This window comes from Paracoccus sp. (in: a-proteobacteria) (assembly GCF_046289755.1).
Lineage (GTDB): Bacteria > Pseudomonadota > Alphaproteobacteria > Rhodobacterales > Rhodobacteraceae > Paracoccus.
The window spans coordinates 10897-33245 of sequence record NZ_JBKBVD010000018.1 but is presented as its reverse complement, the minus strand read 5'-3'; the positions used below and the strand labels follow the sequence as shown (position 1 = coordinate 33245).

The 22349-nt window shown below is 62.9% G+C and carries 22 protein-coding genes; 11 read left to right on the top strand and 11 right to left on the bottom strand.

Translation table 11 applies throughout. The annotated features are described in order from the left end of the window. The first annotated feature begins 9 nt into the window (after positions 1–9). The 3 genes from ACK41U_RS08845 to ACK41U_RS08835 all read left to right on the top strand — a co-directional run bounded on the left by ACK41U_RS08845 (position 10) and on the right by ACK41U_RS08835 (position 3809). The gene (locus ACK41U_RS08845; RefSeq protein ID WP_409678564.1) at positions 10–1569 is read left to right on the top strand and encodes a DUF2125 domain-containing protein; all 1560 of its coding nucleotides are present in this window, start codon (positions 10–12) and stop codon (positions 1567–1569) included. 109 nt (positions 1570–1678) lie between these two features. Next, positions 1679–3043 carry a TldD/PmbA family protein gene (locus tag ACK41U_RS08840; protein ID WP_409678561.1) on the top strand — a complete coding sequence of 455 codons (1365 nt, stop codon included), beginning with the start codon at positions 1679–1681 and terminating at the stop codon, positions 3041–3043. Then, entirely contained in the window at positions 3030–3809 is a 780-nt protein-coding gene (locus ACK41U_RS08835; RefSeq protein WP_409678558.1) for an inositol monophosphatase family protein, read from the top strand. Before ACK41U_RS08840 ends, ACK41U_RS08835 begins: the two co-directional genes overlap by 14 nt. Here the strand turns inward: ACK41U_RS08835 and ACK41U_RS08830 are convergent, their stop codons facing one another. From ACK41U_RS08830 to ACK41U_RS08800, 7 genes are read right to left on the bottom strand one after another with little or no spacing between them, the layout of a single operon-like run. Next, complete coding sequence (locus ACK41U_RS08830) at positions 3810–4451, bottom strand: membrane integrity-associated transporter subunit PqiC (protein ID WP_409678555.1); 642 nt, start codon at positions 4449–4451, stop codon at positions 3810–3812. 2 nt (positions 4452–4453) lie between these two features. Further along, positions 4454–6520: an intermembrane transport protein PqiB gene (locus ACK41U_RS08825; RefSeq protein ID WP_409678553.1), complete on the bottom strand. Its 2067-nt coding sequence runs from the start codon at positions 6518–6520 to the stop codon at positions 4454–4456. Between the two features lie 39 nt (positions 6521–6559). Next, the gene (locus tag ACK41U_RS08820) at positions 6560–7216 is read right to left on the bottom strand and encodes a paraquat-inducible protein A (RefSeq protein WP_409678550.1); all 657 of its coding nucleotides are present in this window, start codon (positions 7214–7216) and stop codon (positions 6560–6562) included. Continuing rightward, positions 7213–7908, bottom strand: a complete 696-nt coding sequence (locus tag ACK41U_RS08815; protein ID WP_409678547.1) for a paraquat-inducible protein A — start codon at positions 7906–7908, stop codon at positions 7213–7215. Before ACK41U_RS08815 ends, ACK41U_RS08820 begins: the two co-directional genes overlap by 4 nt. Positions 7909–7961: 53 nt before the next feature. Then, entirely contained in the window at positions 7962–9752 is a 1791-nt protein-coding gene (locus tag ACK41U_RS08810; RefSeq protein WP_409678544.1) for a sensor histidine kinase, read from the bottom strand. 14 nt (positions 9753–9766) lie between these two features. Further along, positions 9767–10363 carry an RNA polymerase sigma factor gene (locus ACK41U_RS08805; RefSeq protein ID WP_409678541.1) on the bottom strand — a complete coding sequence of 199 codons (597 nt, stop codon included), beginning with the start codon at positions 10361–10363 and terminating at the stop codon, positions 9767–9769. A 40-nt stretch (positions 10364–10403) separates the two neighbouring features. After that, positions 10404–10550 carry a NepR family anti-sigma factor gene (locus ACK41U_RS08800; RefSeq protein ID WP_409678539.1) on the bottom strand — a complete coding sequence of 49 codons (147 nt, stop codon included), beginning with the start codon at positions 10548–10550 and terminating at the stop codon, positions 10404–10406. 96 nt (positions 10551–10646) lie between these two features. Between ACK41U_RS08800 and ACK41U_RS08795 the strand changes: the two genes are divergently transcribed. Beyond that, complete coding sequence (locus ACK41U_RS08795; protein ID WP_409678536.1) at positions 10647–11450, top strand: response regulator; 804 nt, start codon at positions 10647–10649, stop codon at positions 11448–11450. Here the strand turns inward: ACK41U_RS08795 and ACK41U_RS08790 are convergent, their stop codons facing one another. The 4 genes from ACK41U_RS08790 to ACK41U_RS08775 form a co-directional block, all read right to left on the bottom strand. Further along, a complete protein-coding gene (locus ACK41U_RS08790) occupies positions 11451–12359 on the bottom strand; it encodes a YihY/virulence factor BrkB family protein (RefSeq protein ID WP_409678533.1) in 909 nt (302 codons plus the stop codon). It lies immediately after the preceding gene. Positions 12360–12420: 61 nt separating this feature from the next. Next, complete coding sequence (gene dnaQ, locus ACK41U_RS08785) at positions 12421–13128, bottom strand: DNA polymerase III subunit epsilon (protein ID WP_409678530.1); 708 nt, start codon at positions 13126–13128, stop codon at positions 12421–12423. After that, positions 13121–13708, bottom strand: coding sequence for a dephospho-CoA kinase (coaE, locus tag ACK41U_RS08780; protein ID WP_409678527.1), 588 nt, complete (start codon positions 13706–13708; stop codon positions 13121–13123). Before coaE ends, dnaQ begins: the two co-directional genes overlap by 8 nt. Then, the gene (locus ACK41U_RS08775) at positions 13705–14559 is read right to left on the bottom strand and encodes a shikimate dehydrogenase (protein WP_409678524.1); all 855 of its coding nucleotides are present in this window, start codon (positions 14557–14559) and stop codon (positions 13705–13707) included. The genes coaE and ACK41U_RS08775 overlap by 4 nt, the downstream gene beginning before the upstream one ends. Before the next feature lie 486 nt (positions 14560–15045). On the opposite strand from ACK41U_RS08775, the gene ACK41U_RS08770 reads away from it, so the two are divergent. The 7 genes from ACK41U_RS08770 (at position 15046) to ACK41U_RS08740 (ending at position 22311) form a co-directional block, all read left to right on the top strand. After that, the gene (locus ACK41U_RS08770) at positions 15046–15492 is read left to right on the top strand and encodes a CopD family protein (protein ID WP_409678521.1); all 447 of its coding nucleotides are present in this window, start codon (positions 15046–15048) and stop codon (positions 15490–15492) included. 128 nt (positions 15493–15620) lie between these two features. Beyond that, on the top strand, positions 15621–16892 hold the full coding sequence (gene rho / locus ACK41U_RS08765; RefSeq protein WP_409678518.1) for a transcription termination factor Rho: 1272 nt from the start codon (positions 15621–15623) through the stop codon (positions 16890–16892). Between the two features lie 10 nt (positions 16893–16902). Next, complete coding sequence (mnmE, locus tag ACK41U_RS08760) at positions 16903–18168, top strand: tRNA uridine-5-carboxymethylaminomethyl(34) synthesis GTPase MnmE (protein WP_409678515.1); 1266 nt, start codon at positions 16903–16905, stop codon at positions 18166–18168. A 13-nt stretch (positions 18169–18181) separates the two neighbouring features. After that, on the top strand, positions 18182–20044 hold the full coding sequence (mnmG, locus tag ACK41U_RS08755; RefSeq protein ID WP_409678512.1) for a tRNA uridine-5-carboxymethylaminomethyl(34) synthesis enzyme MnmG: 1863 nt from the start codon (positions 18182–18184) through the stop codon (positions 20042–20044). After that, positions 20041–20631: a 16S rRNA (guanine(527)-N(7))-methyltransferase RsmG gene (gene rsmG, locus ACK41U_RS08750; protein WP_409678509.1), complete on the top strand. Its 591-nt coding sequence runs from the start codon at positions 20041–20043 to the stop codon at positions 20629–20631. Before mnmG ends, rsmG begins: the two co-directional genes overlap by 4 nt. Next, positions 20624–21409 (top strand): ParA family protein, encoded by a 786-nt coding sequence (locus ACK41U_RS08745; RefSeq protein WP_409678507.1) that lies wholly within the window; start codon positions 20624–20626, stop codon positions 21407–21409. The genes rsmG and ACK41U_RS08745 overlap by 8 nt, the downstream gene beginning before the upstream one ends. Continuing rightward, positions 21409–22311 carry a ParB/RepB/Spo0J family partition protein gene (locus ACK41U_RS08740; RefSeq protein ID WP_409678504.1) on the top strand — a complete coding sequence of 301 codons (903 nt, stop codon included), beginning with the start codon at positions 21409–21411 and terminating at the stop codon, positions 22309–22311. Before ACK41U_RS08745 ends, ACK41U_RS08740 begins: the two co-directional genes overlap by 1 nt. The last annotated feature ends 38 nt before the right edge of the window (positions 22312–22349 follow it).

Below are 22349 nucleotides of genomic sequence, written 5' to 3'. Positions count from 1 at the left end.
GTATCAGTCATGTTTCGTCCCCTTGCAACCTCGGCCCTTGCTCTGATCCTGGGTGCCGGTGCCGCACTGGCCGACCTGACCCCGGCACAGGTCTGGGAAAACGTGGAACGCAGCCTGACCGACGCGGGCAGCGAAGTCGAAATCGGGTCGCGCGACGACAGCGGCGACCGTCTGGTGCTGGAGGATGTCGTCCTGCGCGCACCTGCCGAGGCCGAGGGCCGCTTTTCGGTGACCTTCCCGCGGATGGTATTCGAAGATGCGGGCGACGGGCAGGTCCGCTCGGTCGTCGAGGGCGACATGCAGTTTGTTGCCCGCAGCACCGATATGTCGGGCGAGGAAAGCGGCTTTGACATGGTCGTGCAGATGCCGGGCAACGAGACGATCTCGTCCGGCACGGTCGATGATATGCGCCATGTCTATACGATCCCCGAACTGCGCCTGACCGGCTCGGCCGCTGATTCCGAGGGCGAGGCCCCGGTGACCGTCAGCATGACCGATATCGCGGGCAATCAGACAATTCGTCTGCTGGAAGACGGCGGCAACGAACAGACCTATGAGATCAGCGCCGCCGCGATGGACATGACCATCGCAGCCGAAAGCACCGCAACCGAGATCGACGATGCGGCCGAAGGCGAAGACAGCGCAACCGACGGCACGGCCCCCGGCGCGACCGACAGCTTTGAAGGCACGTTCCGCATCGAAAACATGACCATCACCGGCGAGGGCACCACCCCCGGCGGCGTGGCGGGCTTTGACGTGGACCCGGCCGAGGCGCTGCGTGCGGGCATGGATGGCACCGCGACGTTCGCCGTGGGACCGATGACCGGCGCATTCAAAAGCATGACCTCGGACTATGCAGGCCAGCAACAGGAAGGGCGCGGCAGCTTTTCGGCAGAAAGCGGCGAACTGACCGCGGCCCTGTCGGCTGCGGGCCTGACCCTCGACACCAAGGGCGTGAACTCGAACGTCAAGATCCAAAGCTCGGGGATGGACATGATGCCGGTGTCCTATGGCATGGCGGAATGGGCCTTTGGCCTGGTCCTGCCAATGCTGGCCGACGAGGCCGAGCAGCCCTTTGGCCTGACCTACCGGATCGGTGGCCTGACGCTGGACGACGCGCTGTGGTCGATCTTTGATCCCGAGGCAAAGCTGCCCCGTGACCCGGCCAATCTGGATATCGACATTGACGGTCAGGCGGTTCTGGTCGCCGACCTCATGGACCCCGAGGCGGTCGAGGCCGAGGATATGCCGTTCCTGCCGCGCAGCCTGACGGTGAACAGGATGTCGCTGGATGCCGTCGGCGCCTCGGCCGAGGTGACCGGCGCGCTGACCTTTGGCGATGACCCGACCCAGCCCGTGGGCAGCATCACGGGCAATTTCACCGGCATCGACGCGCTGATGGACACCATGGTCGCGATGGGCCTGCTGCCACAGGAACAACTGATGGGCACGCGCATGATGATGGCGATGTTCGCCCGCCCGGTCGATGGCGACGCCAACCGCCTGCGCACCGAGATGGAGTTCCGCGAGGATGGCTCGATCTTTGCGAATGGCCAGCAGGTGAAGTGACCTGCCCCGGCAGTGACCATCAGGCCGGGGCGCGCAGATGCGCCCCGGCCTTTTTCCGTTCCTGTCCCGCCCGCAGGTGGGACAGGGCAGCGCAAGGGCCTGATCCGCGATGAACCTTCACACCCCCGACCGTGACCGTCTGAAACGTCTGGCCGAAACGCTGGTCGACATGGCCCGCCGCGCGGGCGCCGATCAGGCCGATGCGCTGGCCGTTGACGGCCGCTCGGTCAGCATCGACATGCGCGCGGGCACACTGGAACAGGCCGAACGCGCCGAGGGGCTGGAGATCGGGCTGCGCGTCCTGATCGGCGGGCGGCAGGCGGCCGTGTCCTCGTCTGATCACAGCGAGGCGGTGATGGCGCAGATGGCCGAACGCGCCGTCGCCATGGCCCGCGAGGCGCCGGTGGACGACACTCTGGGTCTGGCCGATCCCGGCCAGCTGGCACAGATCCGCAATGCAGCCGCGCTGGAACTGGCCGAGGATGCGCCCGAGCCCGACCCCCAGCATCTGCAGGATCTGGCGCAGCGCGCCGAGGCTGCGGCGCTTGAGGCCAAAGGCATTTCTCAGGTCGAGGGCGCGAATGCCAGCTATAGCCACCGGCGCATGTGGCTGGCCGCCTCGAACGGGTTTTCGGGCGGCTATGCGCGCACCGGCCATGCGCTGTCGGTCATCGCCATCACCGGCGAGGGGCTGGGGATGGAGCGCGACTATGCGGGCGAATCCCGCGTCTTTGCCGCCGACCTGCCCGCCCCCGAAGAGATCGGGCGACTTGCCGCCGAACGCACGCTGGCACGGGCGGGCGCGCGCAAGCCGCCGACGGGGGCCTTTCCGATCCTCTATGACCGGCGCGTGTCGGGCACGCTGATCGCGCATCTTCTGTCGGCGGTGAACGGCAGCGCGGTGGCGCGGGGCGCCAGCTGGCTGCGCCGCGATCTGGGCCAGCCGGTCCTGCCCGAGGGGATGGACCTGACCGAAGACCCGCTGCGCCCGCGCTACCCCTCATCGCGCCCCTTCGACGCCGAGGGGCTGCCCACACGCGCGCGCCAGATCGTGGCGCAGGGCGTGCTGCAGGGCTGGACGCTGGATCTGGCCTCGGCGCGCAAGCTGGGCATGGACAGCACCGCATCGGCGGCGCGCGGTCTGGCCTCGGCGCCCGCGCCCGGCCATTCCAATGTGATCCTGACGCCGGGGCAGGGCGACCAGCAGGCGCTGATTGCGCAGATGGGGCGCGGGCTGATCGTGACCTCGATGCTGGGCGCCTCGATCAATGGCACCACGGGCGATTATTCGCGCGGCGCGGCGGGGTTCTGGGTCGAGAACGGGCAGATCGCCTATCCGGTCAACGAATGCACCATCGCGGGCAATCTGCGCCAGATGCTGATGACGCTGATCGCCGCCGATGACGCGCTGCCGTGGCGCGGCATCGAAGTGCCCAGCCTGCTGGTCGGGGGGATGACCGTTGCGGGCGCCTGAGGCCGATCTGGCCCTGCTGGAGGCCGCCGCGCGACAGGCGGGGCAGATCGCGCTTGGCTATTGGCGCCGCGATCCCAGGGCATGGGACAAGGATGACGGCGCAGGCCCGGTGACCGAGGCCGATCTGGCCGTGAACGTGGCGCTGGAGGAATTGCTGCTGACGGCCCGGCCCGGTTACGGCTGGCTGTCCGAGGAATCCGAGGCCAATGCCTCGCGGCTGGATGCGCAGCGTTGCTTTATCATCGACCCGATCGACGGCACGCGGGCCTTTATCGACGGGCAGGACAGTTTCTCGCATTCGCTGGCGATTGCCGATGGCGAACGGATCATCGCCGCCGCCGTGCATCTGCCCGCGCGCGATCTGACCTATACCGCCTTTGCCGATGGCCCGGCGCTGCTGAACGGCCAGCCGATCGCGCCGACCGATGCCGGGATCGACGGCGCGCGGGTGCTGACCTATCGCGCCGTGACCGAGGCGCAGAACTGGCAGGGCGGCGTGGTCCCGCCCTTCCGGCGCGAGTTCCGGTCATCGCTGGCATGGCGGCTCTGTCTGGCCGCCGAGGGGCAGTTCGACGCCGCCCTGTCGCTGCGCGCGGCGTGGGAATGGGACATTGCGGCGGGCGCGCTGATCGCGGAACGGTCGGGCGCGCGGGTCAGCGACCGGCGCGGCGGGGTGATGCGCTTCAACAGCCCGCGCGCCATGGTCGACGGGCTGGTTGTCGCCGGGCCGCGCCTGCATGGCGAATTGCTGGCGGCGCTGGCCTGATCAGAACAGCGGCGGCAGGTCGAACGGGTCCAGCGCCGCAGGCGCGCGCGTGGCAATCGTGGCGCCCGGCCCCGACAGCGTCGCAATCTGCTGCGCCAGCACCGAAATCGCCTGAGACAGCGCCACCGCCGTGCCGCCGGGTGTCTGCGCGCTCATCGGGACCGAGATGTCAAAGCTGCGCGCATGGTTCGTGCCGCCCCCCGAGCGTCCGTCATCCGCCACGAAATAGCGCCCGCTGAGACGGTAGATGCCATTGGCCTGCGCCAGCGCACGCTCGACCCGCACCTCGACCTCGCGCTGGGGCGGCTCGGCCAGCGGCCAGGGCTCGCCGATGACGGTGGCGCCCGAGACCTCGGTGATGGCGCGGGCCAACGCGGTGGTGAAGGCGCGGCCCGGACTGTCGGCCCACAGATTGTCGGGGGTCGAGCGGACAGCCCCGTCCCCGGTCTGGAACGCGACCTCCTGATCCGAGGCATATTGCGGCAGGCTGACATCCTTCAGCACCGCCGAGCCCAGCCGGTTGGGCACCTGCACCCCCGCCGTGGGCGGGTCGATCAGGAAACGCGCGGTCTTTTCCGGGTTGGAACAGGCGCCAAGCGCCAGAACGGCGGCCAGCGGGATCAGCGTCAGGTGTTTGGTCATCATCAACGTCCCAGAATAAAGGCGCGGGGGTTTCGTTCGATCATGCGCGCCAGCGAGCCGAACGCCTCGGTCGCGCGGCGCAATTCGCGCAAGGTGCCGATTGCTTCGTTGTTGAAGGCCGACCGGTCGCCATAGCTGGACAGCACCCCGTCCGCCCGCGAGGCCGTGACCTGCAGCCGCTGGATCAGTTGCGGCAGCTGCTGGACCGAGCGGGCGATTTCATCCGCCGCCGCACTGGCCGAACCAAGCGCATTGTTCAGGTTGCCCGCCGCATCGCCATCACGCAGATCGTTCAGCAGGCCAGTCGCCGCCTCCAGCGTGTTCGACAGGTTGCGCGGCAGCTGTTCAGCATCCTCGCTGCCCAGCATGGCGCGCAGATCGGCCAGAATCCCCTCGACCTGCGCGCTGACCTCGGCAAACCCGAACTGCTCGACCGCCGCCGCCGCCGCGTCGATGCGGTCGACCATTTCGGGCACGTCCACGGCGGCATCCGTGACCGCCTGAAAGGCCGCCGATGCATCCTCCAGCACCTGCGCCAGCGTCTGACCGCTGTTGTTCTCGCGCAGTTCCGCCGTGATCGCGCTGAGATCGGACAGCGCCAGCCGGCCGTCCTCGATCGCCTCGCGCAGGGCGGTGGGAATGGCGCGGGTGTCCTCGCTGCGGGTGATGGCGGTGATGCTGTCCAGCATGTCGCGGGCCGAGTTCATCAGCTCTTCGATCGGCAGGCTGCCGATGCGGTCGATGAACCCCTGCGCGCTGGCCGAGAAATCCTCAAGATCGCCCTCGACCGAGGGGATCAGCGGGTTGGGATCGGTGGTCAGATCCAGCGTGGCGTCGGGCGCGTTGGGGATCTCGACCAGTTCGACCATCAGCGAGGTGCCCAGAAAACCCGCGCTGGCGATGCGGGCGCGCAGCCCGTCCTCGACCGCTGTGGACAGGAAGGCCAGCGCATCCTCGGCCAGCGCGTCATCGGCCAGCCCCAGCCTGCTGGGCGAGATCGACAGGGTGACAAGCTGGCGCAGCTCGGGGCGGCCATCGGCCCCTTCGGTGGTGATGACGGCCAGATCGGTGACCTGACCCACGCGCAGCCCCTGAAACTGCACATCCGCGCCGCGCGTCAGACCGCGCAGTGAATCGTCAATGATCATGCCAAGACGCAGCGGCTGGGTGTCTTCGTCGCCGGTGAACAGCAGGTTGCGTGCCGTGGCTTCGTCGGGCTGGACGGAAAAGACCTGCTGCGTCTCGACCGGGCGGCCCCCGCTGACCAAGGTGTCAAAGGCGATCCCGCCCTGCAGGATCGAGGCCAGCGAATTGACGTTGAACGACAGGCCCTGCGCGCCAAGCGACAGCGAAAAGCCGGATGTGTCCCAGAAGACCGTCGCACTGGTCAGCCGCGCGTCATGGGGCGCGGCGACAAAGGCATCGGCCAGAACCCGGTCCGAGGCGGTATCGAGGCGGATATTCTCGATCCGGCCCACGCCGACGCCCCGGAACAGGACCGGCGCCCCCTCGTTCAGGCCATCGGCAACCTCCATCGACAGGGTGACCCATGTGCCGGGCTGGTCGTTGCGGATCAGCGGCGGGCGTTCCAGCCCGACGAAATCCGTCGTCAGGGCGCTGACATCAGCGTCCCAATACCCCTCGATGAAGGCGCCGGTCAGCACCGTGTCCAGCCGCGTGACGCCCTGCGCCGTGACCTGCGGGCGCACGATCCAGAAGCTGGCCTCATCGTCGATATATTGCGCCACGTCCGGGTCTACCCGCACCGCCACCAGCACGCGGCTGAGGTCATCGCTGAAGCGCACCGATTCAACCCGGCCCACGATGATTTCGCGAAAACGCAGCGTCGTCTCGCCCGCCGTGATGCCGGTGGCATCCGCGAATTCGATCTCGATCAGACTGCCCCGGTCGCGGAAGGCGTTCCAGGCAATGGCCAGCGTCACCACCAGCGCGATGATCGGCACGATCCAGATGACGTTTATACCGGCCTGTGCCGCACGGGCGGCGGTCTTGCGCACCGGGCTGGCGGGCGTCAGGGGCGGCGTCGTGTTGGGGGGGGTGTCACTCATTAACTGGGTCGTCCTTGGCGGCGCGTTCTGCCGGGGATGTCAGGGGCGGCGGCTGCGCAAGGGCAGGCCGCGCCAGATCAACCGGGCATCAAAACTTTGCGCGGAAAGCATGGTGAAGGCAACAGACAGCGCAAATGACACTGCCGCCGGGCCGGGATGGATCGAGGCCACGAACCCCAGCTGCACCAGCGCCGACAGGATCGCCACGACGAACACGTCGATCATCGACCAGCGGCCGATGAACTCGACCACCTCATAGACCTTCAGCCGGGTATGCGCCTGATCGGTGCTGGCGGGCCGACCGGCGACAGTGGCCAGCCACGCAATGGCGATGAACTTGCCCACCGGCACGATGACCGAGGCGACAAAGACGATGATCGCAATGTCATAGCTGCCGTAATGGATCAGCTCGATCACCCCGCCCAGGATCGTCGCCTCGGAATTTCCGGCCAGCCCGGCAAAGGTCTGGGTGCGCATCATCGGAAAGAGATTGGCGGGGATATAGGCGATGATGCCCGCGATCAGCCAGGCCCAGACCGCCTGCAGCCCGCGCCGGTCGGGCGGCACCAGTTCGGCGCCGCAGCGATGGCACTGCGTTTCCTCCAGCGGCCAGACGCGCCCGCAGCTGCGGCAGCCGATCAGCCCGGCGCGATGGGCGGTCAGAACGGGGCCGTGCCCCTCGGAGGGCACGCTCATGCGTGTGGCTCAGGGGCTGGCGCATCAGAGGGCAGGATGCCCGCATCCTCGATCGCGTCCCAGATCGAGGTCTGGCACATGAAGGCGCGGCTGGCGATGTTGACGAAAATCAGCGCGCAAAAGGCCCAGAAGGCCGGACCCAGATGGACCGTGGCCAGCCCTGCGACCTTGACCAGCGCGACGGCGGTGCCGATCACGAATATCTCGGCCATGGACCATGGGCGCAGGATCTCGGACCAGCGAAAGGCGCGGGCGGCGTGGCGATAGGGGCTGCGGCCCTGCGCCAGCGGCGCCAGCGTATAGACCAGCAGGAACGACCGGGTGATCGGCAGGCCGATGATCATCGCCAGAACCGCCAGAACCAGCGGCAAAAGCACCCCATCGGCAAAGGCCAGCGCCACATCGAACAGCGAACTGGCATTGCCAAAGCCAAAGGTCGACACCTCAAGAAACGGAAAGAACACCGCGCCGATCAGCAGCACCATCGAGGTGAAGGCCAGCGCGATCAGTTGCACGAACGCGCCCTCGCGCGGTTTGGCCAGCACATTGCCGCAGCGGATGCAGCGCGCGGTCTGACCCGGCGCCAGATCCTCGCGCAGATGCAGCGCGTCGCAACGCGGGCAGGCGATCAGCCCGCGCCCGGTGGTCAGGTCATGCCCGATGGGCAGGTTGTGATTGTGTTCGGCGTTCATGCTGAGAAGATAGACCGGAAGCGGCCCGGCGCAAGCACGACATTGCGCCCGGATCAGTGCCGTGATCCGGCCCGCGCGGCGGAGGTCAGCACCACCTTGCGTCCGTCCGGTCCCGGTGCAAAGCCGCCGCGCATCACGTCAAAGCTGATGGCCATACGGTGCACGCCGTCGCTGCTGCCTTGCTCGACCTGTGCCTCAAGCTGCATGGCGAACGCCTCGATCAGCTGACTGCCCAGCCCGGTGCCGCTTTCGGTGCCGCCTTTGCCAACCGAGTTCGTCACCTCAAGAAAGCCCTGCCCGCTGCCGGTTACCTGTAGCACGACGCGGACCCAGGCGGTGCCGCTGTCCTGATCGGGGCGGGCGTATTTCATGGCATTCGTGAAAGCCTCGGTCGCCAGCAGGGTCAGCGGAACGGCCTGATCGGGCAGCATGGTCATGGGTTCGATCCGGGTGTCGATGTCCAGCTTGCGGCCGGTGGCAGCGGTGACATTCGCCATCTGGCTGATGATGTCGCCCAGCAGCCGGTCAGCCTGCACCTCGTCCAGCTGGTCGGCCTGATAGAGGTTGCGATAGATCGTCGCCAGCGCCGCCACCCGGTCCTGTACCGAGCGCAGCACCCGCTTGGCATCGGGGTCGTCGATCAGCCGGCTTTGCATGTTGATGATCGAGGCGATGAGCTGGAGGTTGTTCTTGACCCGGTGATGAACCTCTTTCAGCAGCACGGTCTTTTCCGCGACCGATCGCTCCATCGCTTCTTCGTCGCGGATCAGGATGCGGGCCATGTTGTGGAAAGTCTGGCTGACATCCATGATTTCGGTGGGCGCGCCTTCCAGGACCGGCGGGGCCGTGTCGCGCGCACCGATGGCGAAACGGCGCATCTGGCCGCGCAGGACGCTGATATGACGTAAAACCAGACGGAACACCGCCAGATAGGCGACCGCCAGCGACACGACCCACAGGGCGATGGGCAGCATCACCGCCCCGACCCGCGACAGCTGGAAGGCACCGAACCCTGCGGTCTTGGGGCTCCAGCTGCCGATGGCATAGACCAGTCCGGGCACGACCGGCACCACGGTAAAGACGCGCTGTTCACCATTGTTGGCCGGGCCACGGAATGAGGATTCGCTGCGCCGGGTCAGGGTTTCCAGCGACATGCCCATCGGCAGAAGATCGGTGGCGATGCCTTCGAGCAGGCTGTCCGAGGTCAGGATGTCGCCGTGGTTGCTGAACGTCATGATCCGCGCGCCTTCGGTCCCGAAGCTCATCGCATGGGTCGAGCGCAGCAGGTCCTGACTGAGAGCGATCGCCGTATAGCCCAGCAATTCGGCGTCACGATACAGGGGCTGCAGCACAATGACGATGGGCTGACCGCTGATCGGACCGCGCGGCAGCGCCACCACGCGTGTCCGGGGCGCCGAGAGAAACTCGGACAGAACAGGCGACCCGCGCAGATCAAGCCCCACATCCGATTGCGGACGAGAGGTGCATTCCGCAATCCCGTCGATGGGCACGAAGGCCGCCGCCACATAGGTCGCGCTGCGCTCGACGAAATTGCGCATCAGATCGGCACAGGCCTGTGGCTGATCCAGATTGTCCAGCACCGCCGGACCCAGCGCGTCAGCCGAACCCAGCGCGCTTTGCAGCAATGCCCGTTCGCCTGCCGCCGCCGAGGCCGTGCGCCCCAGCAGGGCGATTTCGGCGCTGCGCTCGGCCTCGCGGGACAAGTGGAGGTTCTGGACCAGTGAGATCAGACCAACCGGCAGGATCGCGATCGACAGCAACGCACCGAGGCGAAAGCCGAGTCGCCGGGTGAAATCCAGCCGTTCGGTGATCCTGCGCAGCACAGCCGCCGCCGCCTCTAGCGAGAGGTGCTGTGGTGGTTTTGCGCCATAACGGCCAGGGTGGCCTGATCAGTCATCTCCAGCTCCTCTCCGCTTTCCATATGCAGCAGCTCTGCCAGCTTGCGACGCCCGCGATTGGCGCGTGACTTCACGGTCCCGACCGCCACACCGGTCATGCCTGCAGCCTCTTCATAAGAAAAGCCGGATGCGCCGACGAGGATCAGCGCCTCGCGCTGTTCGTCGGGCAGCAGGGCGAATGCGGCGCGGAAATCGGTCATCGCAAGACGGCCATCGTGGTCGGGCTTGGTCGCCTGCCGCGCGGCATGAATGCCGTCAGTGTCGCTGACCTCACGCCGGGTCTTGCGCCGGGACGAGTAGAACGTGTTGCGCAGGATCGTGAACAGCCAGGCGCGCAGGTTCGTACCGGCCTGAAACTTGTCCATATTCGTCCATGCCTTGACGATCGTGTCCTGGACCAGATCGTCGGCCGACGCCCCCTCGCGCGTCAGGGACAACGCAAAGGCCCGCAGCGCGGGAAGATGATCGACCAGCTGGTCACGCGGTTCGCGTGTATCGGCCGTTTTGGGGCGGTTCGACGGTTGGGCGCGGGTCATTTATGTGTCACCATGCCGCTGACGGCCTGAGGGAGAAGCGTCATTTCTGCTCTTTCAGCTTCTGGAGCAGTTCGAGAAAGCGATCGGGAACTTCGTCCGTCGCATCCTGTTCGTAAACCCGCTTGAGGTTTTCATCTATCTGCTTTTCCACTGCCGCCCTCCGACGGTCGTCACGTTTCGCTGGCATGTTTTTGCTTGGTCCCGAAAATCTTGTGCGCACCCGATGCAACCGATAGGGCTTTACAAAGGTTCCTTGCAAGTTACGAAATAAGAGGACTGATCCATGAGTGCTGCCGATCTGGCCCAATCCATCGGGCGCGAGCTTCCGTTTCTGCGCCGCTATGCGCGCGCGCTGACCGGCAGTCAAAGCGCCGGTGACAACTATGCCGCCGCAACTCTGGAGGCGATCCTGACCGACCGTTCCGTTCTGGAAGCCGAGGAAGATGTGCGGATCGGGCTGTTCCGCACCTTTCACGTGATCTGGCAAAGTTCGGGCCAGCCCGTTCAGGATCAGGATCTGACCACCCGCGAACGCCGGGCCCAGGACCATCTGCGCGGCCTGACGCCCAATTCACGCGAGGCCCTGCTGCTGCGCACCATCGAGGAATTGCGCCCCGACCAGATTGCCCGCGTCATGCAGATCGAGGTGGCAGAGGCCGAAGAACTGGTGCAGATCGCCCTGAACGAGATGGGCAGCGCGATCCGGGGCAAGGTCATGGTGATCGAGGATGAGATGATCATCGCGATGGACCTGAAAGGCATCGTGCAAGCCATGGGTCACGAGATCACCGGCGTCGCGCGCACACATACCGCCGCCATCGAACTGGCCGGAAAACATCGCCCCGACCTGATCCTGGCGGATATCCAGCTTGCCGACGGATCGTCGGGCGTCGATGCGGTGAACGAGTTGCTGCGCGATCTGGGCGACATCCCGGTCATTTTCATCACCGCATTCCCCGAGCGGCTGCTGACGGGCGACCGGCCCGAGCCGGCGTTCCTGATCTCGAAACCCTATAGCGAGGAGCAGGTCCGTTCGGCTGTCAGTCAGGCGATGTTCTTTGCCTCGACCGAGGGGCTTGAGGCCTGATCAGGCCTGGCCGCGCCCGGCATCTTCGTCGGGCGCGGCGTCTTTCTGTGCCTGCTGGCGCAGCGCGCGGGCGGCGCGCATCCGTCTGCGACGGGCACGCTCGACATTGATCAGCGCGCCCAGCAGGACGGAAAACCCCGCCAGGTAGAACCACATCAGCAGCGCCACCACGGTCCCGATCGATCCATAGATGCGGTTATAGCTGTTGAAGCTGGACAGATAGGCCGAGAACGCAATGGACCCCGCCGACCACAGCAGGGCGGCGAACAGTGCACCGACCGTAAAGATCGGTGTGCGCGGGGTTTTCACGTTGGGCCCGTAGCGATAAAGAATGCCGATGGTCATGATGACCAGCAGGAACATCCCCGCCCGGGGCGGCGCTGGGACCAGAAGCCCCCGAACCGGCGCAAACACGAAAAAATTCAGCATGATGGGGACGATGACGATCGTTGCCAGCCCGGCCAACGAGATGCCCACGATCACCAGCGTCAGCAGGTAGGCCAGAACGAACCCGAAGATCGTCGAATGCGCGCGCACGCCATAGGCCGCATTCAGCCCCCGGATCAGAGCATCGACCCCCGCCCGCGCCGCGATCGTGGCGATCATGAAGGATATGAACGAGGTCCAGCCCATCGAGGTCTGCCCGCCCTCGGTCAGCGACAGAACCTGATCGTCGACGATCTCTGCGGCGCCGTCGGGCAGGAACTCATGCGCGACATTCAGATAGGTCAGCACGACCGCCGGGTCGAACCATAGGCCCCACAGCGCCACAATCGCCGCAAGTCCGGGAAAAACCGCAAACATCGCATAGAACGCGACGCCCGCAGCGATCAGCGTCATATGCGTCTTGTCCATACGCTCGAAGATCGCCATCCAGAACGACCCGAATTCCCGTATCAGAGTCAGCATCCGTCCTCGCGCGGCTTTTGCCCAGCATGCGCAGTGCAGGTCGCGCCGTGCAACCCTGCCGTCACGAGGTGCCGAAACGTGCCCAGACTGCGCCCTCGCCCAGCCCGGCGACAAAGGCGGCATGCGTCTCGGCCTCGGTCTCGGTCAGGCGCGGGGGCAGGGCACGCGGACGCGGTGCGCGGCGGCGAGCGCCCGAGGCGCCGTCGCCTGCATCATCGGACCCGGTGGCGGGCCGGTCCAGAACCAGATCGGGCTGGCGACCGCCGATCAGCTCAAGATAAACCTCTGCCAGCAGTTCAGAGTCCAGCAGCGCGCCGTGCAACTCGCGCCCCGAATTATCCACGCCAAAGCGGCGGCACAGCGCATCCAGTGTTGCCGGAGAGCCGGGAAACCGCTTTCGCGCAATCTCCAGCGTGTCCAGCGCGCGCAACATGGGCAGGACGGCCAGATTGGCGCGGCGCAGCTCGGCATTCAGAAAGCGCATGTCGAAGGTGGCGTTATGGATCACCAGCCGCGCATCCGGGCCGATGAAGTCGATGAAATCGCCCGCGATCTGTTTGAATTTCGGCTTGTCGCGCAGGAAATCATCGCCAAGCCCATGCACCTCGAACGCGCCCTGGGGCATGCTGCGTTCAGGGTTGATATAGACGTGAAAGGTCCGGCCCGTCGGCAGGTGGTTGACCAGCTCAAGTGCGCCGATCTCGACGATCCGGTCGTCGCCTTCGGCGTCAAAGCCCGTGGTTTCGGTATCCAGAACAATCTCACGCATGGGTCGTGACCTCCCTGGCGATGGATGCGACGGCGGCGCGGGCGCCGTCAAGGTCATCGGTCGGAATGATCCAGTCGGCGCGCGCCCGTTTTTCGGCATCGGGCATCTGACGTGCAAGGATCATGTCCAGCGTCGCGGTGGTCATCCCCGGACGGGCCAGAACGCGCGCGCGCTGGGTCGCGGCATCGGTGCTGACCACGGCAATGCCGTCAAGGTCCGGGGGCGCGCCGCTTTCGAACAGCAGCGGGATGTCGAGGACGATCAGCGGGGCGTCGGCATGCGCCACAATGAACGCCTCGCGATCCTGTGCCACCAGCGGATGAACGATGCGTTCGAGCCGCGCCAATGCGGTGGGATCGCCGGACAGCGCTGCCTTCAGGCGCGTGCGGTCAATGCCGTCGCCCTCACGCGCCGTGGGAAAAGCCCCGGCAACCGCATCCACCGCCGCCCCGCCCGGCGCATAGAGGCGATGCACCGTGGCATCCGCATCCCAGACCGGGTGGCCCAGATCGCGGAACATCTGCGCTGTGGTCGATTTTCCCATGCCGATGCTGCCGGTCAGCCCCAGACGGAAGCTCATCCCAGAACGACCCGGCGGGTTTCCTCGTCGATCTCGGGACGATGGCCGAACCAGCGCTCGAACCCCGGTGCGGCCTGGTGCAGCAGCATCCCCAGCCCGTCAACGATCCGGCAGCCCCGCGCCTGAGCCTCGATCAGAAGGGGGGTCATCAGCGGCGTATATACAAGATCCGTCACCAGTGCCTGAGGTGACAGCGCGTCCAGCGGAACCCGCAAGGGCTGCTTGCCCAGCATCCCCAGAGAGGTGGCATTCACGACGGTGGCCGCACCCTCCAGCATATTGCCGACCTGCGCCCATTCGTAGACCACCAGCCGGGCGCCGAATTCGGCCTTGATCTGTTCGGCCCGCAGGCGTGTCCGGTTGGTGATGCGCAGTTCACGGACCCCGGAATCCAGAAGCGAGGCGACCACGGCGCGCGCCGCCCCACCGGCACCGATCACCACCGCTGGTCCTGCATCCGGCTGCCAATCCGGCGCGTTCTGACGGAGATTGGCGATGAACCCATAACCATCTGTATTATCTGCGTGAATTTTTCCATCTGGCCGGAAGATCAGCGTATTGGCCGCCCCGATCAGTGCCGCACGATCGGTCACCGTATCGGCCAGCGTCAGCACGGCTTCCTTGTGCGGGATCGTCACGTTGATGCCCACAAAGCCCGCGCGGGGCAGGATGCGCAGCACCTCGGCCAGATGCTCGGGCTGCACCGGCATGGGCACATAGTGACCGGCAAGACCGTAGCGTGCCAGCCAATGGCCATGAAGCCGCGGCGAGCGTGAGTGGGCGACAGGCATCCCGATCACACCGGCAAGCGGCGCATGAATGATCGCACTGTCGGAATTGTCATCGGTCATCTTGATTTCTGCACTTGTCATTCTTTGGACAGACTAGACGCGCCGGCCTCTGGAAAAAAGGGTAAACAAATAGAGAGGTTAACCCCTGTGGCAAGGACGGCGCAGCCGCTGTGGACGAATCCTGGGAGGAATCGGGTCGAATCGGGCGCATAAAACAGGGCATGGGGCACAGAGCAAAAAATCCGCTTGGAACGAGGGTGTGGCAAGTGCCTGTCATCCACAAGTGGAAAGAGCCATCACCCGCGCCGCGCGCGCCTGTGGGTAACCAAGTTGCGCTGCAGATATCCCCGAAGTTATCCACAAATCATCTTATTGATAAAAAACATAATTTTTGCATTCTTGCCGTGCTTGAAACCTGTTGTCCACATTGGATGATTCTGGGGATACAAGATCGGGAATCGGCGTAATTCCGTTGTCCACAGGCCCTATTACAACAACATTCCTTTTTCTCTTCTTCTTATTTAAGTGAAGAAAAGAGAGGTTCCGATGCTCGACTGGCTTCCCCTGATCTATCCCTATGTGAAGGCGTTTCACGTGATGTCCGTCATCTCGTGGATGGCTGGGCTGTTCTACTTGCCCCGGCTGTTCGTCTATCATGCTGAACGCGGAAGGGCCGGGAACGAGCCTATCACCAGCTTTGTGATCATGGAGGACAAGCTGCTTCGCCTGATCATGCGCCCGGCGATGATCGCAACCTGGCTCAGCGGCCTGACACTGGTCATGACACCGGGAATTGTCAGCTGGCTGTTCCTCTGGCCGTGGTTCAAGGCGGCAGCGGTGCTGGGAATGACATGGTTTCACATGTGGTGCGCGCAAGAGCGGCGGAAGCTGTCCACGGGCGCCGTACGGGCCGGCAGGTATTACCGGCTGATGAATGAAGTCCCGACGCTGTTCATGGTCGTGATTGTCAGTGCTGTGATCATCAAGTTCTGACGCGAAAGATTGACTCGTGGGTCCGGGGGGCATATGAGCCGCGCAACCCCGTCCGTCCGGAGCGGGATTCTCCGAAGATATGCCCGTTGCCGCAGATACCGTCTGCGCCACCCAAAGCTGGTGAGCGAATGACCGAAGAACGTTTGAACCTGTCCGATCTGAAAGCCAAAAGCCCGGCCGACCTTTTGTCGATGGCCGAGGAATGGGAGATCGAGAACGCCTCGACCATGCGCAAGGGCGAGATGATGTTCTCGATCCTCAAAGAGCATGCCGAAGAGGGCTGGGACATCGGCGGCGGCGGCGTGCTGGAGGTTGTGCAGGACGGATTCGGCTTTCTGCGCTCGACCGAGGCGAACTATCTGCCGGGACCGGATGATATTTACGTGAGCCCCGACATGATCCGGCAGCATTCGTTGCGGACCGGGGATTCGGTTGAAGGTGTGATCCGTGCGCCGGGCGAGAACGAGCGCTATTTTGCGCTGACCAAGGTCGAGAAGATCAACTTTGAAGACCCTGAGAAGGCCCGCCACAAGGTTGCATTCGACAACCTGACGCCGCTCTATCCTGATGACCGGCTGAAAATGGAAATCGAAGATCCCACGATCAAGGATCGCAGCGCCCGGATCATTGATCTGGTGGCGCCGATCGGGAAGGGGCAGCGGTCGCTGATCGTTGCGCCGCCGCGAACGGGCAAGACGGTGTTGCTGCAGAACATCGCCAATTCGATCGAGAAAAATCACCCGGAATGCTATCTGATCGTTCTGCTGATTGACGAGCGGCCGGAAGAGGTCACTGACATGCAGCGATCGGTCAAAGGCGAGGTCGTTTCGTCGACCTTTGACGAGCCCGCCAGCCGTCACGTCGCCGTGTCCGAGATGGTGATCGAAAAAGCCAAACGACTGGTCGAACACAAGCGAGATGTTGTTATTCTTCTTGATTCGATCACAAGACTTGGTAGGGCGTTCAACACTGTCGTTCCCAGTTCCGGTAAGGTTCTGACTGGCGGCGTCGATGCGAATGCGCTGCAACGTCCGAAACGGTTCTTTGGTGCTGCACGGAATATCGAAGAGGGCGGGAGTTTGACAATCATCGCGACTGCGTTGATCGACACCGGCTCGCGCATGGACGAGGTCATTTTCGAAGAGTTCAAGGGCACCGGCAACAGCGAGATTGTTCTGGACCGGAAGGTTGCGGACAAGCGCGTTTTCCCTGCTATGGACATTCTGAAATCAGGCACGCGGAAGGAAGAGCTTCTGGTCGATGCGAAAGACCTGCAGAAAACCTATCTGTTGCGGCGCATTCTGAACCCGATGGGGACGACCGATGCCGTCGAATTTCTGATATCGAAGCTGAAGCAGACCAAGACAAATGCGGATTTCTTCGATTCCATGAACGCCTGACGGGACCGACATGGACCTGATCTTTGCTGAAGCCACTCCGCCGGGGCGGGGTGGCATTTCCATTATCAGACTTAGCGGAAGCGGTGCGCGAGATGTCGCCGAGCGACTTGTCGGACCCTTGCCGGTCGCACGGCGGACCTATTGCCGGAACATATCCGAAGACGGAGATGTGCTTGATCAGGCCTTGGTTTTCAGGGCTGAGGAAGGTGCGAGTTTTACCGGCGAAGACCTCTGCGAGTTTCATCTTCATGGGGCGCCGGTTGTTGTGCGGCGGGTCAGTGCTGCGTTGGCGCGCGCGGGTGCCCGACCTGCTCAGGCCGGAGAGTTTACGCGCCGGGCCTTCCTGAACGGCAGGCTTGATCTGGCTGAGATTGAGGGCCTGGGTGATCTGCTTGCCGCAGAGACAGAAGCGCAACGTCAGCAGGCGATCCGCAGTTCGAGTGGCGAACTGGCGCAGAAGGCAGCAGAGTGGCGGAAGATCCTTGTCCGCGCGGGGGCGTTGGTTGAGGCGAGCGTCGATTTTGCGGAAGAGGATGCGCCGGACGAAGTGCCGGCGGAAACCTATGGGCTGATCGCAGACCTGACCAAGCGACTGCAGGACGAGTTGCAAGGTTTCGCCGCGGCTGAACGGGTTCGACTTGGATTTGAGGTTGCCATCATTGGTCCGCCCAATGCTGGGAAGTCCAGTCTGTTGAACCGCCTTGCACGGCGGGATGCGGCGATCGTGTCTGAGATCGCCGGGACAACCCGCGATGTCCTCGAACTGAGGATGGACCTTCGCGGGTTGGCGGTCACCGTTCTGGATACCGCAGGTATTCGGGACGCGGGCGATGACATCGAGCGCATGGGTATCGACGCTGCTCGAAAGAGAGCGCAGGCGGCGGATCTGCGGATTCACCTTTCCCCGTCTGGTGCACGCGTTGATGATCTGTGGCGAGATGGTGACCTTGTCGTCCAGTCGAAGTCTGACCTGTTTGATCCGCAGGTCGATCTTGCAATTTCGGCGTTGACGGGAAGTGGAATAGCGGAAGTCCTGACAAGTTTGTTCGAAATTTTGTCGTCGCGCGTGTCCGGGGCTGGATTGATTAGCCATGAACGTCAGTTCAGGGAGTTGTCCGAGGCCCTCGCTGCGCTTGATGGCGCGGCAGACTATCCGGCCGAGATTCTGGCAGAGCAACTGAGGATGGCCGCGTTTTCGTTGGACCGACTGCTTGGACGAATCGACTCGGAAGACTATCTTGATGTGATATTCTCGTCGTTTTGCATCGGAAAATAGGGATACGTTTCACGTGAAACATTTTGATGTTGTGGTGATCGGGGCGGGCCATGCCGGTGTAGAAGCGGCCGCAGCCGCAGCGCGCCTTGGTGCGGCTGTTGCGCTTGTTACGATGAGAGAAAATGATATCGGGACGCTCTCTTGCAATCCGGCCATCGGGGGGCTTGGGAAGGGCCACCTTGTGCGAGAGGTTGACGCTTTCGATGGGCTGATGGCGCGGCTTGCCGATCGTGCGGGTATTCAATTCCGTCTGTTAAATCGTCGGAAGGGCCCTGCGGTACAGGGGCCGCGGGCGCAGATGGATCGTTCCATTTACAAAGCAGCGGCAATAAAGGAAATAATGAGCTACCCGGGGATAGAGGTTTTCTTCGATGAGGCTATCGGTCTGTCGGGTGACGCAAGCGTCGTCTCTGGTATTGAGCTGCGTGGAGGGGAGATTCTCCGCTCTGCCGCTGTTGTTGTTACGACCGGCACCTTTCTGAATGGTACGATCCATATCGGAAGCGAAAAGAGATCTTCTGGCCGATGGGGAGATGAGGCCGCGACACGTCTTTCATCTTCGCTGGCAAGCTTTTCGTTGCCGTTTGGTCGGCTGAAGACGGGGACGCCGCCGCGTATTGACGGTCGCAGCATTGATTGGTCGGTACTCGAAATGCAACCGGGCGATGAAATCCCAAGCATGTTTTCATATTTAAGCGATAGCCCACCGTCAGCACAGATTTGCTGTGGAATTACACACACAAACACTGAAACGCATGAGATCATCCGGCAAAACATGCATCTATCTGCGATGTATGGAGGGCACATTTCCGGTCGTGGCCCGAGGTACTGCCCGTCAATCGAGGATAAAGTTCTGCGTTTTTCTGATAAAGACGCGCATCAGATATTCTTAGAGCCGGAAGGCCTGGACACCGACACTATTTATCCCAACGGGATTTCGACTTCACTTCCGGAAGAGGTTCAAGAGCGCTATTTGCGCTCTATTGTTGGTCTGGAGCAGGCCGTAATTCTGCAGCCCGGCTATGCGGTTGAATATGACTATGTCGACCCGCGCTGCTTGACGCACCAACTCGGTGTTCGTGGCGTCAGAGGCCTTTTCCTTGCGGGCCAGATAAATGGGACGACGGGATATGAAGAAGCGGCGGCGCAGGGCCTCGTTGCCGGACTTAGTGCGGCTTCTCTTGCGCTGCGGCGTGAGGAGGGTTTAACCTTTAGTCGCGCAGACAGCTATATTGGCGTGATGGTGGATGACCTGGTGACCAGGGGCGTCACCGAGCCATACCGGATGTTCACGTCTCGGGCGGAATTCAGACTGACCCTACGAGCTGATAATGCTGACCAGAGACTGACGCCCGCGGCGATCAGACTCGGTTGTGTGTCCAGTGAACGTAGAAATGCCTTCGAAACGCGGCAGTCGAAATATCTGGCCGCGCGCGAAGCGCTGCTGCGCACCGAATTCACACCTACGCAACTTGAGAAAGCCGGAGTTCCGGTAAGACAGGACGGCCAGCGTCGGTCAGTCTTTTCTTTGTTGGGGAGTCAAGATCTCGATATTCTGACTGTCCCGGCGATAGGCGATGCCCTGGATGGAATCTCGTCCGACACGTTGTCGCAGATCAGGAATGACGCGATATATGCGCAGTACACTGATCGGCAACAGCGCGACGCAGACGCGGTTCGGACCAACGAGAACCTTTTGCTGCAAGGCGTCGATTACTCCATGCTGGGTGGCCTTTCCGCCGAGTTGCGCCGTAAGTTGGCTGAACAGATGCCGGAGAGCCTTGCTGATGCTGCGCGGATCGAAGGTATGACGCCGGCCGCTCTTACGTTGATCCTGTCCGCGGCGAAAGGACCCGCGCGAGTTCGCTCCCAATGAGTGTTTCACGTGAAACAATACAGAAGCTCGAGCGATATGCGGCCTTGGTTGAACGATGGAATCAAAAGATAAATCTGGTTTCGGCAAAGACGCTGCCTGATTTCCGTGAACGCCATATTGCTGACTGTCTTCAGCTTGCCAATGCGGTGGGGGATCTGCGCGGGCGTTGGGTAGATATGGGTACAGGAGCCGGGCTTCCGGGCATCGTTCTTGCGATTTCCCTTGCTCAACGGGGCATCCAGTTCACTCTGCTTGAGAGTGATCGCCGAAAGTGCGCATTTCTCAGGACCGTCATCCGAGAATTGGAGTTGCATAACACTCTGATAGTGACCGAGCGGATCGAACTCTCTGTACCCCAGAAAGCGGACGTGGTCAGCGCGCGTGCCTTAGCGCCGCTTCCGTTGCTTTTGTCCTACGTCGACAGGCATATGAAGCCCGACGGCGAGGCCTGGCTGATGAAGGGGCGCAGTTGGCGGCAAGAAATTGATGAGGCGGCGCTGATTTGGAGGTTTCAGACCGAGATATTTCCAAGTAGTACTGATCCAGAAGCGGCAATCCTCAAGATCAGCGGAGTCTCGCATGCGTGATAAGCATATCGTTGCGATCGCCAATCAAAAGGGCGGTGTGGGAAAAACAACAACCGCGATAAATCTGGGGGCCGCACTTGCAGAGGCCGGCCACCAGGTCATTCTCATTGACCTGGATCCGCAGGGGAACGCGTCCACCGGCCTCGGGATCGAAGTTGATCAGCGAACGGTGTCGGTCTACGATTTGCTCACTGGAGACAGCGATCTTCTGACCGCTGCGCAGAAAACGGCTGTTCCCGGCCTTAGGGTGGTTCCCGCGACGCCCGATCTGTCATCCGCTGACGTGGATTTTTCTCAGACCTCCGAGCGTACGCGCCTTCTGTCGCGGCAACTTGAAGCTGCACCCGAGGGCGTGATCGTTTTGATCGATTGCCCACCCGCGCTGGGTCTTCTCACTGTCAATGCAATGGTCGCCGCACACTCAGTTCTGGTTCCGTTGCAGGCCGAATTTTATGCACTTGAGGGTCTGTCTCAACTTCTTGCGACCGTCAGGGATGTTCGGTCGTCCGCAAATCCCGAGCTGCGAATTAACGGTGTTGTGCTGACGATGTCCGATTACCGCAACAACCTTTCGCAGCAGGTCGAGGCGGATGCACGCGCAACTCTTGGTGATCTCGTCTATCCGACTGTTATTCCAAGGAATGTGCGGGTCTCTGAATCGCCGTCCCATGCCAAGCCTGTTCTGACGTATGACTCGACGTCAAAGGGCAGCATTGCCTATCGCCAGTTTGCAACCGAATTCGCATCCCGCCTCAAACTTGTTCCGGAGATCGCCTGATGTCAGAGCCCAAGTCTGTAAAACGGGGCCTTGGTCGCGGTCTGTCAGCTCTGATGGCGGATATTGCCGTAGATGTTCCGCCGGTCGCCACCCAACCAGGCCGCGACCGGACGCTGATCCCGATTGAGCAGATCACAGCGAACCCGAACCAGCCGCGCCGCACGTTTGATCCGCAGGCGCTTCAGGAACTTGCAGATTCGCTGCGCAGCCGCGGTGTTCTTCAGCCTCTGATTGTTCGACCCCACCCGGATGGGCAGGACCTTTACCAGATCGTTGCGGGTGAGCGCCGATGGCGTGCGGCGCAGATGGCGCAGTTGCACGAGCTTCCGGTCATTGTCCGGGACTTTTCTGACACCGAAATGCTCGAAGTCGCGATTATCGAAAACATTCAGCGCGCTGACTTGAATGCTATCGAAGAAGCCGCGTCGTTCAAGCAACTGATGGAGCGTTTCGGTCACACGCAAGAGCGTCTTGCAGAGGCGCTGAACAAAAGCCGCAGCCATATTGCGAATCTTCTCAGATTGCTGAACCTGCCTGATCCGGTTCAGGACCTTGTCAAAGAGGGAAAGCTGACCGCCGGACACGCCCGCGCCCTCATCACCGCACCTAACCCTGCGCAGCTTGCGCGGAAGGTTGTCGACAAGGGGATGTCGGTTCGCGAAACAGAAGTGATGGTTCGCAAACTGGCTCAGGACAAACCTGAGGGTGAAGTGCCCCGGCGCAAGTCCAGGCAGCCGGACACAGACAGCGATACTCGTGCGCTTGAAGGCGATCTTTCCGCCCACCTTCGGATGCAGGTCCAGATCCGTCATGCTGGGATGGATGGCGGTCAGGTGATTATCTCGTATAAAGACCTGGATCAGCTTGATCAGCTATGCCAGCTTCTCGGCGGACATGGATAGCTACAACATATGGTTGTAGTGCCACCGAAGCGGCATAT

Excerpts from the sequence above, each read along its gene's own strand:
- ACK41U_RS08740 (WP_409678504.1), top strand. The coding sequence starts at position 21,409 with ATGTCAGAGCCCAAGTCTGTAAAACGGGGCCTTGGTCGCGGTCTGTCA.
- ACK41U_RS08805 (WP_409678541.1), bottom strand. The coding sequence starts at position 10,363 with ATGACCCGCGCCCAACCGTCGAACCGCCCCAAAACGGCCGATACACGC.
- rho (WP_409678518.1), top strand. The coding sequence starts at position 15,621 with ATGACCGAAGAACGTTTGAACCTGTCCGATCTGAAAGCCAAAAGCCCG.
- ACK41U_RS08845 (WP_409678564.1), top strand. The coding sequence starts at position 10 with ATGTTTCGTCCCCTTGCAACCTCGGCCCTTGCTCTGATCCTGGGTGCC.
- coaE (WP_409678527.1), bottom strand. The coding sequence starts at position 13,708 with ATGAGCTTCCGTCTGGGGCTGACCGGCAGCATCGGCATGGGAAAATCG.
- ACK41U_RS08825 (WP_409678553.1), bottom strand. The coding sequence starts at position 6,520 with ATGAGTGACACCCCCCCCAACACGACGCCGCCCCTGACGCCCGCCAGC.
- ACK41U_RS08745 (WP_409678507.1), top strand. The coding sequence starts at position 20,624 with ATGCGTGATAAGCATATCGTTGCGATCGCCAATCAAAAGGGCGGTGTG.
- ACK41U_RS08790 (WP_409678533.1), bottom strand. The coding sequence starts at position 12,359 with ATGCTGACTCTGATACGGGAATTCGGGTCGTTCTGGATGGCGATCTTC.
- ACK41U_RS08830 (WP_409678555.1), bottom strand. The coding sequence starts at position 4,451 with ATGACCAAACACCTGACGCTGATCCCGCTGGCCGCCGTTCTGGCGCTT.
- mnmE (WP_409678515.1), top strand. The coding sequence starts at position 16,903 with ATGGACCTGATCTTTGCTGAAGCCACTCCGCCGGGGCGGGGTGGCATT.
- ACK41U_RS08820 (WP_409678550.1), bottom strand. The coding sequence starts at position 7,216 with ATGAGCGTGCCCTCCGAGGGGCACGGCCCCGTTCTGACCGCCCATCGC.
- ACK41U_RS08815 (WP_409678547.1), bottom strand. The coding sequence starts at position 7,908 with ATGAACGCCGAACACAATCACAACCTGCCCATCGGGCATGACCTGACC.
- ACK41U_RS08795 (WP_409678536.1), top strand. The coding sequence starts at position 10,647 with ATGAGTGCTGCCGATCTGGCCCAATCCATCGGGCGCGAGCTTCCGTTT.
- ACK41U_RS08775 (WP_409678524.1), bottom strand. The coding sequence starts at position 14,559 with ATGACCGATGACAATTCCGACAGTGCGATCATTCATGCGCCGCTTGCC.
- dnaQ (WP_409678530.1), bottom strand. The coding sequence starts at position 13,128 with ATGCGTGAGATTGTTCTGGATACCGAAACCACGGGCTTTGACGCCGAA.
- ACK41U_RS08800 (WP_409678539.1), bottom strand. The coding sequence starts at position 10,550 with ATGCCAGCGAAACGTGACGACCGTCGGAGGGCGGCAGTGGAAAAGCAG.
- ACK41U_RS08770 (WP_409678521.1), top strand. The coding sequence starts at position 15,046 with ATGCTCGACTGGCTTCCCCTGATCTATCCCTATGTGAAGGCGTTTCAC.
- rsmG (WP_409678509.1), top strand. The coding sequence starts at position 20,041 with ATGAGTGTTTCACGTGAAACAATACAGAAGCTCGAGCGATATGCGGCC.
- ACK41U_RS08840 (WP_409678561.1), top strand. The coding sequence starts at position 1,679 with ATGAACCTTCACACCCCCGACCGTGACCGTCTGAAACGTCTGGCCGAA.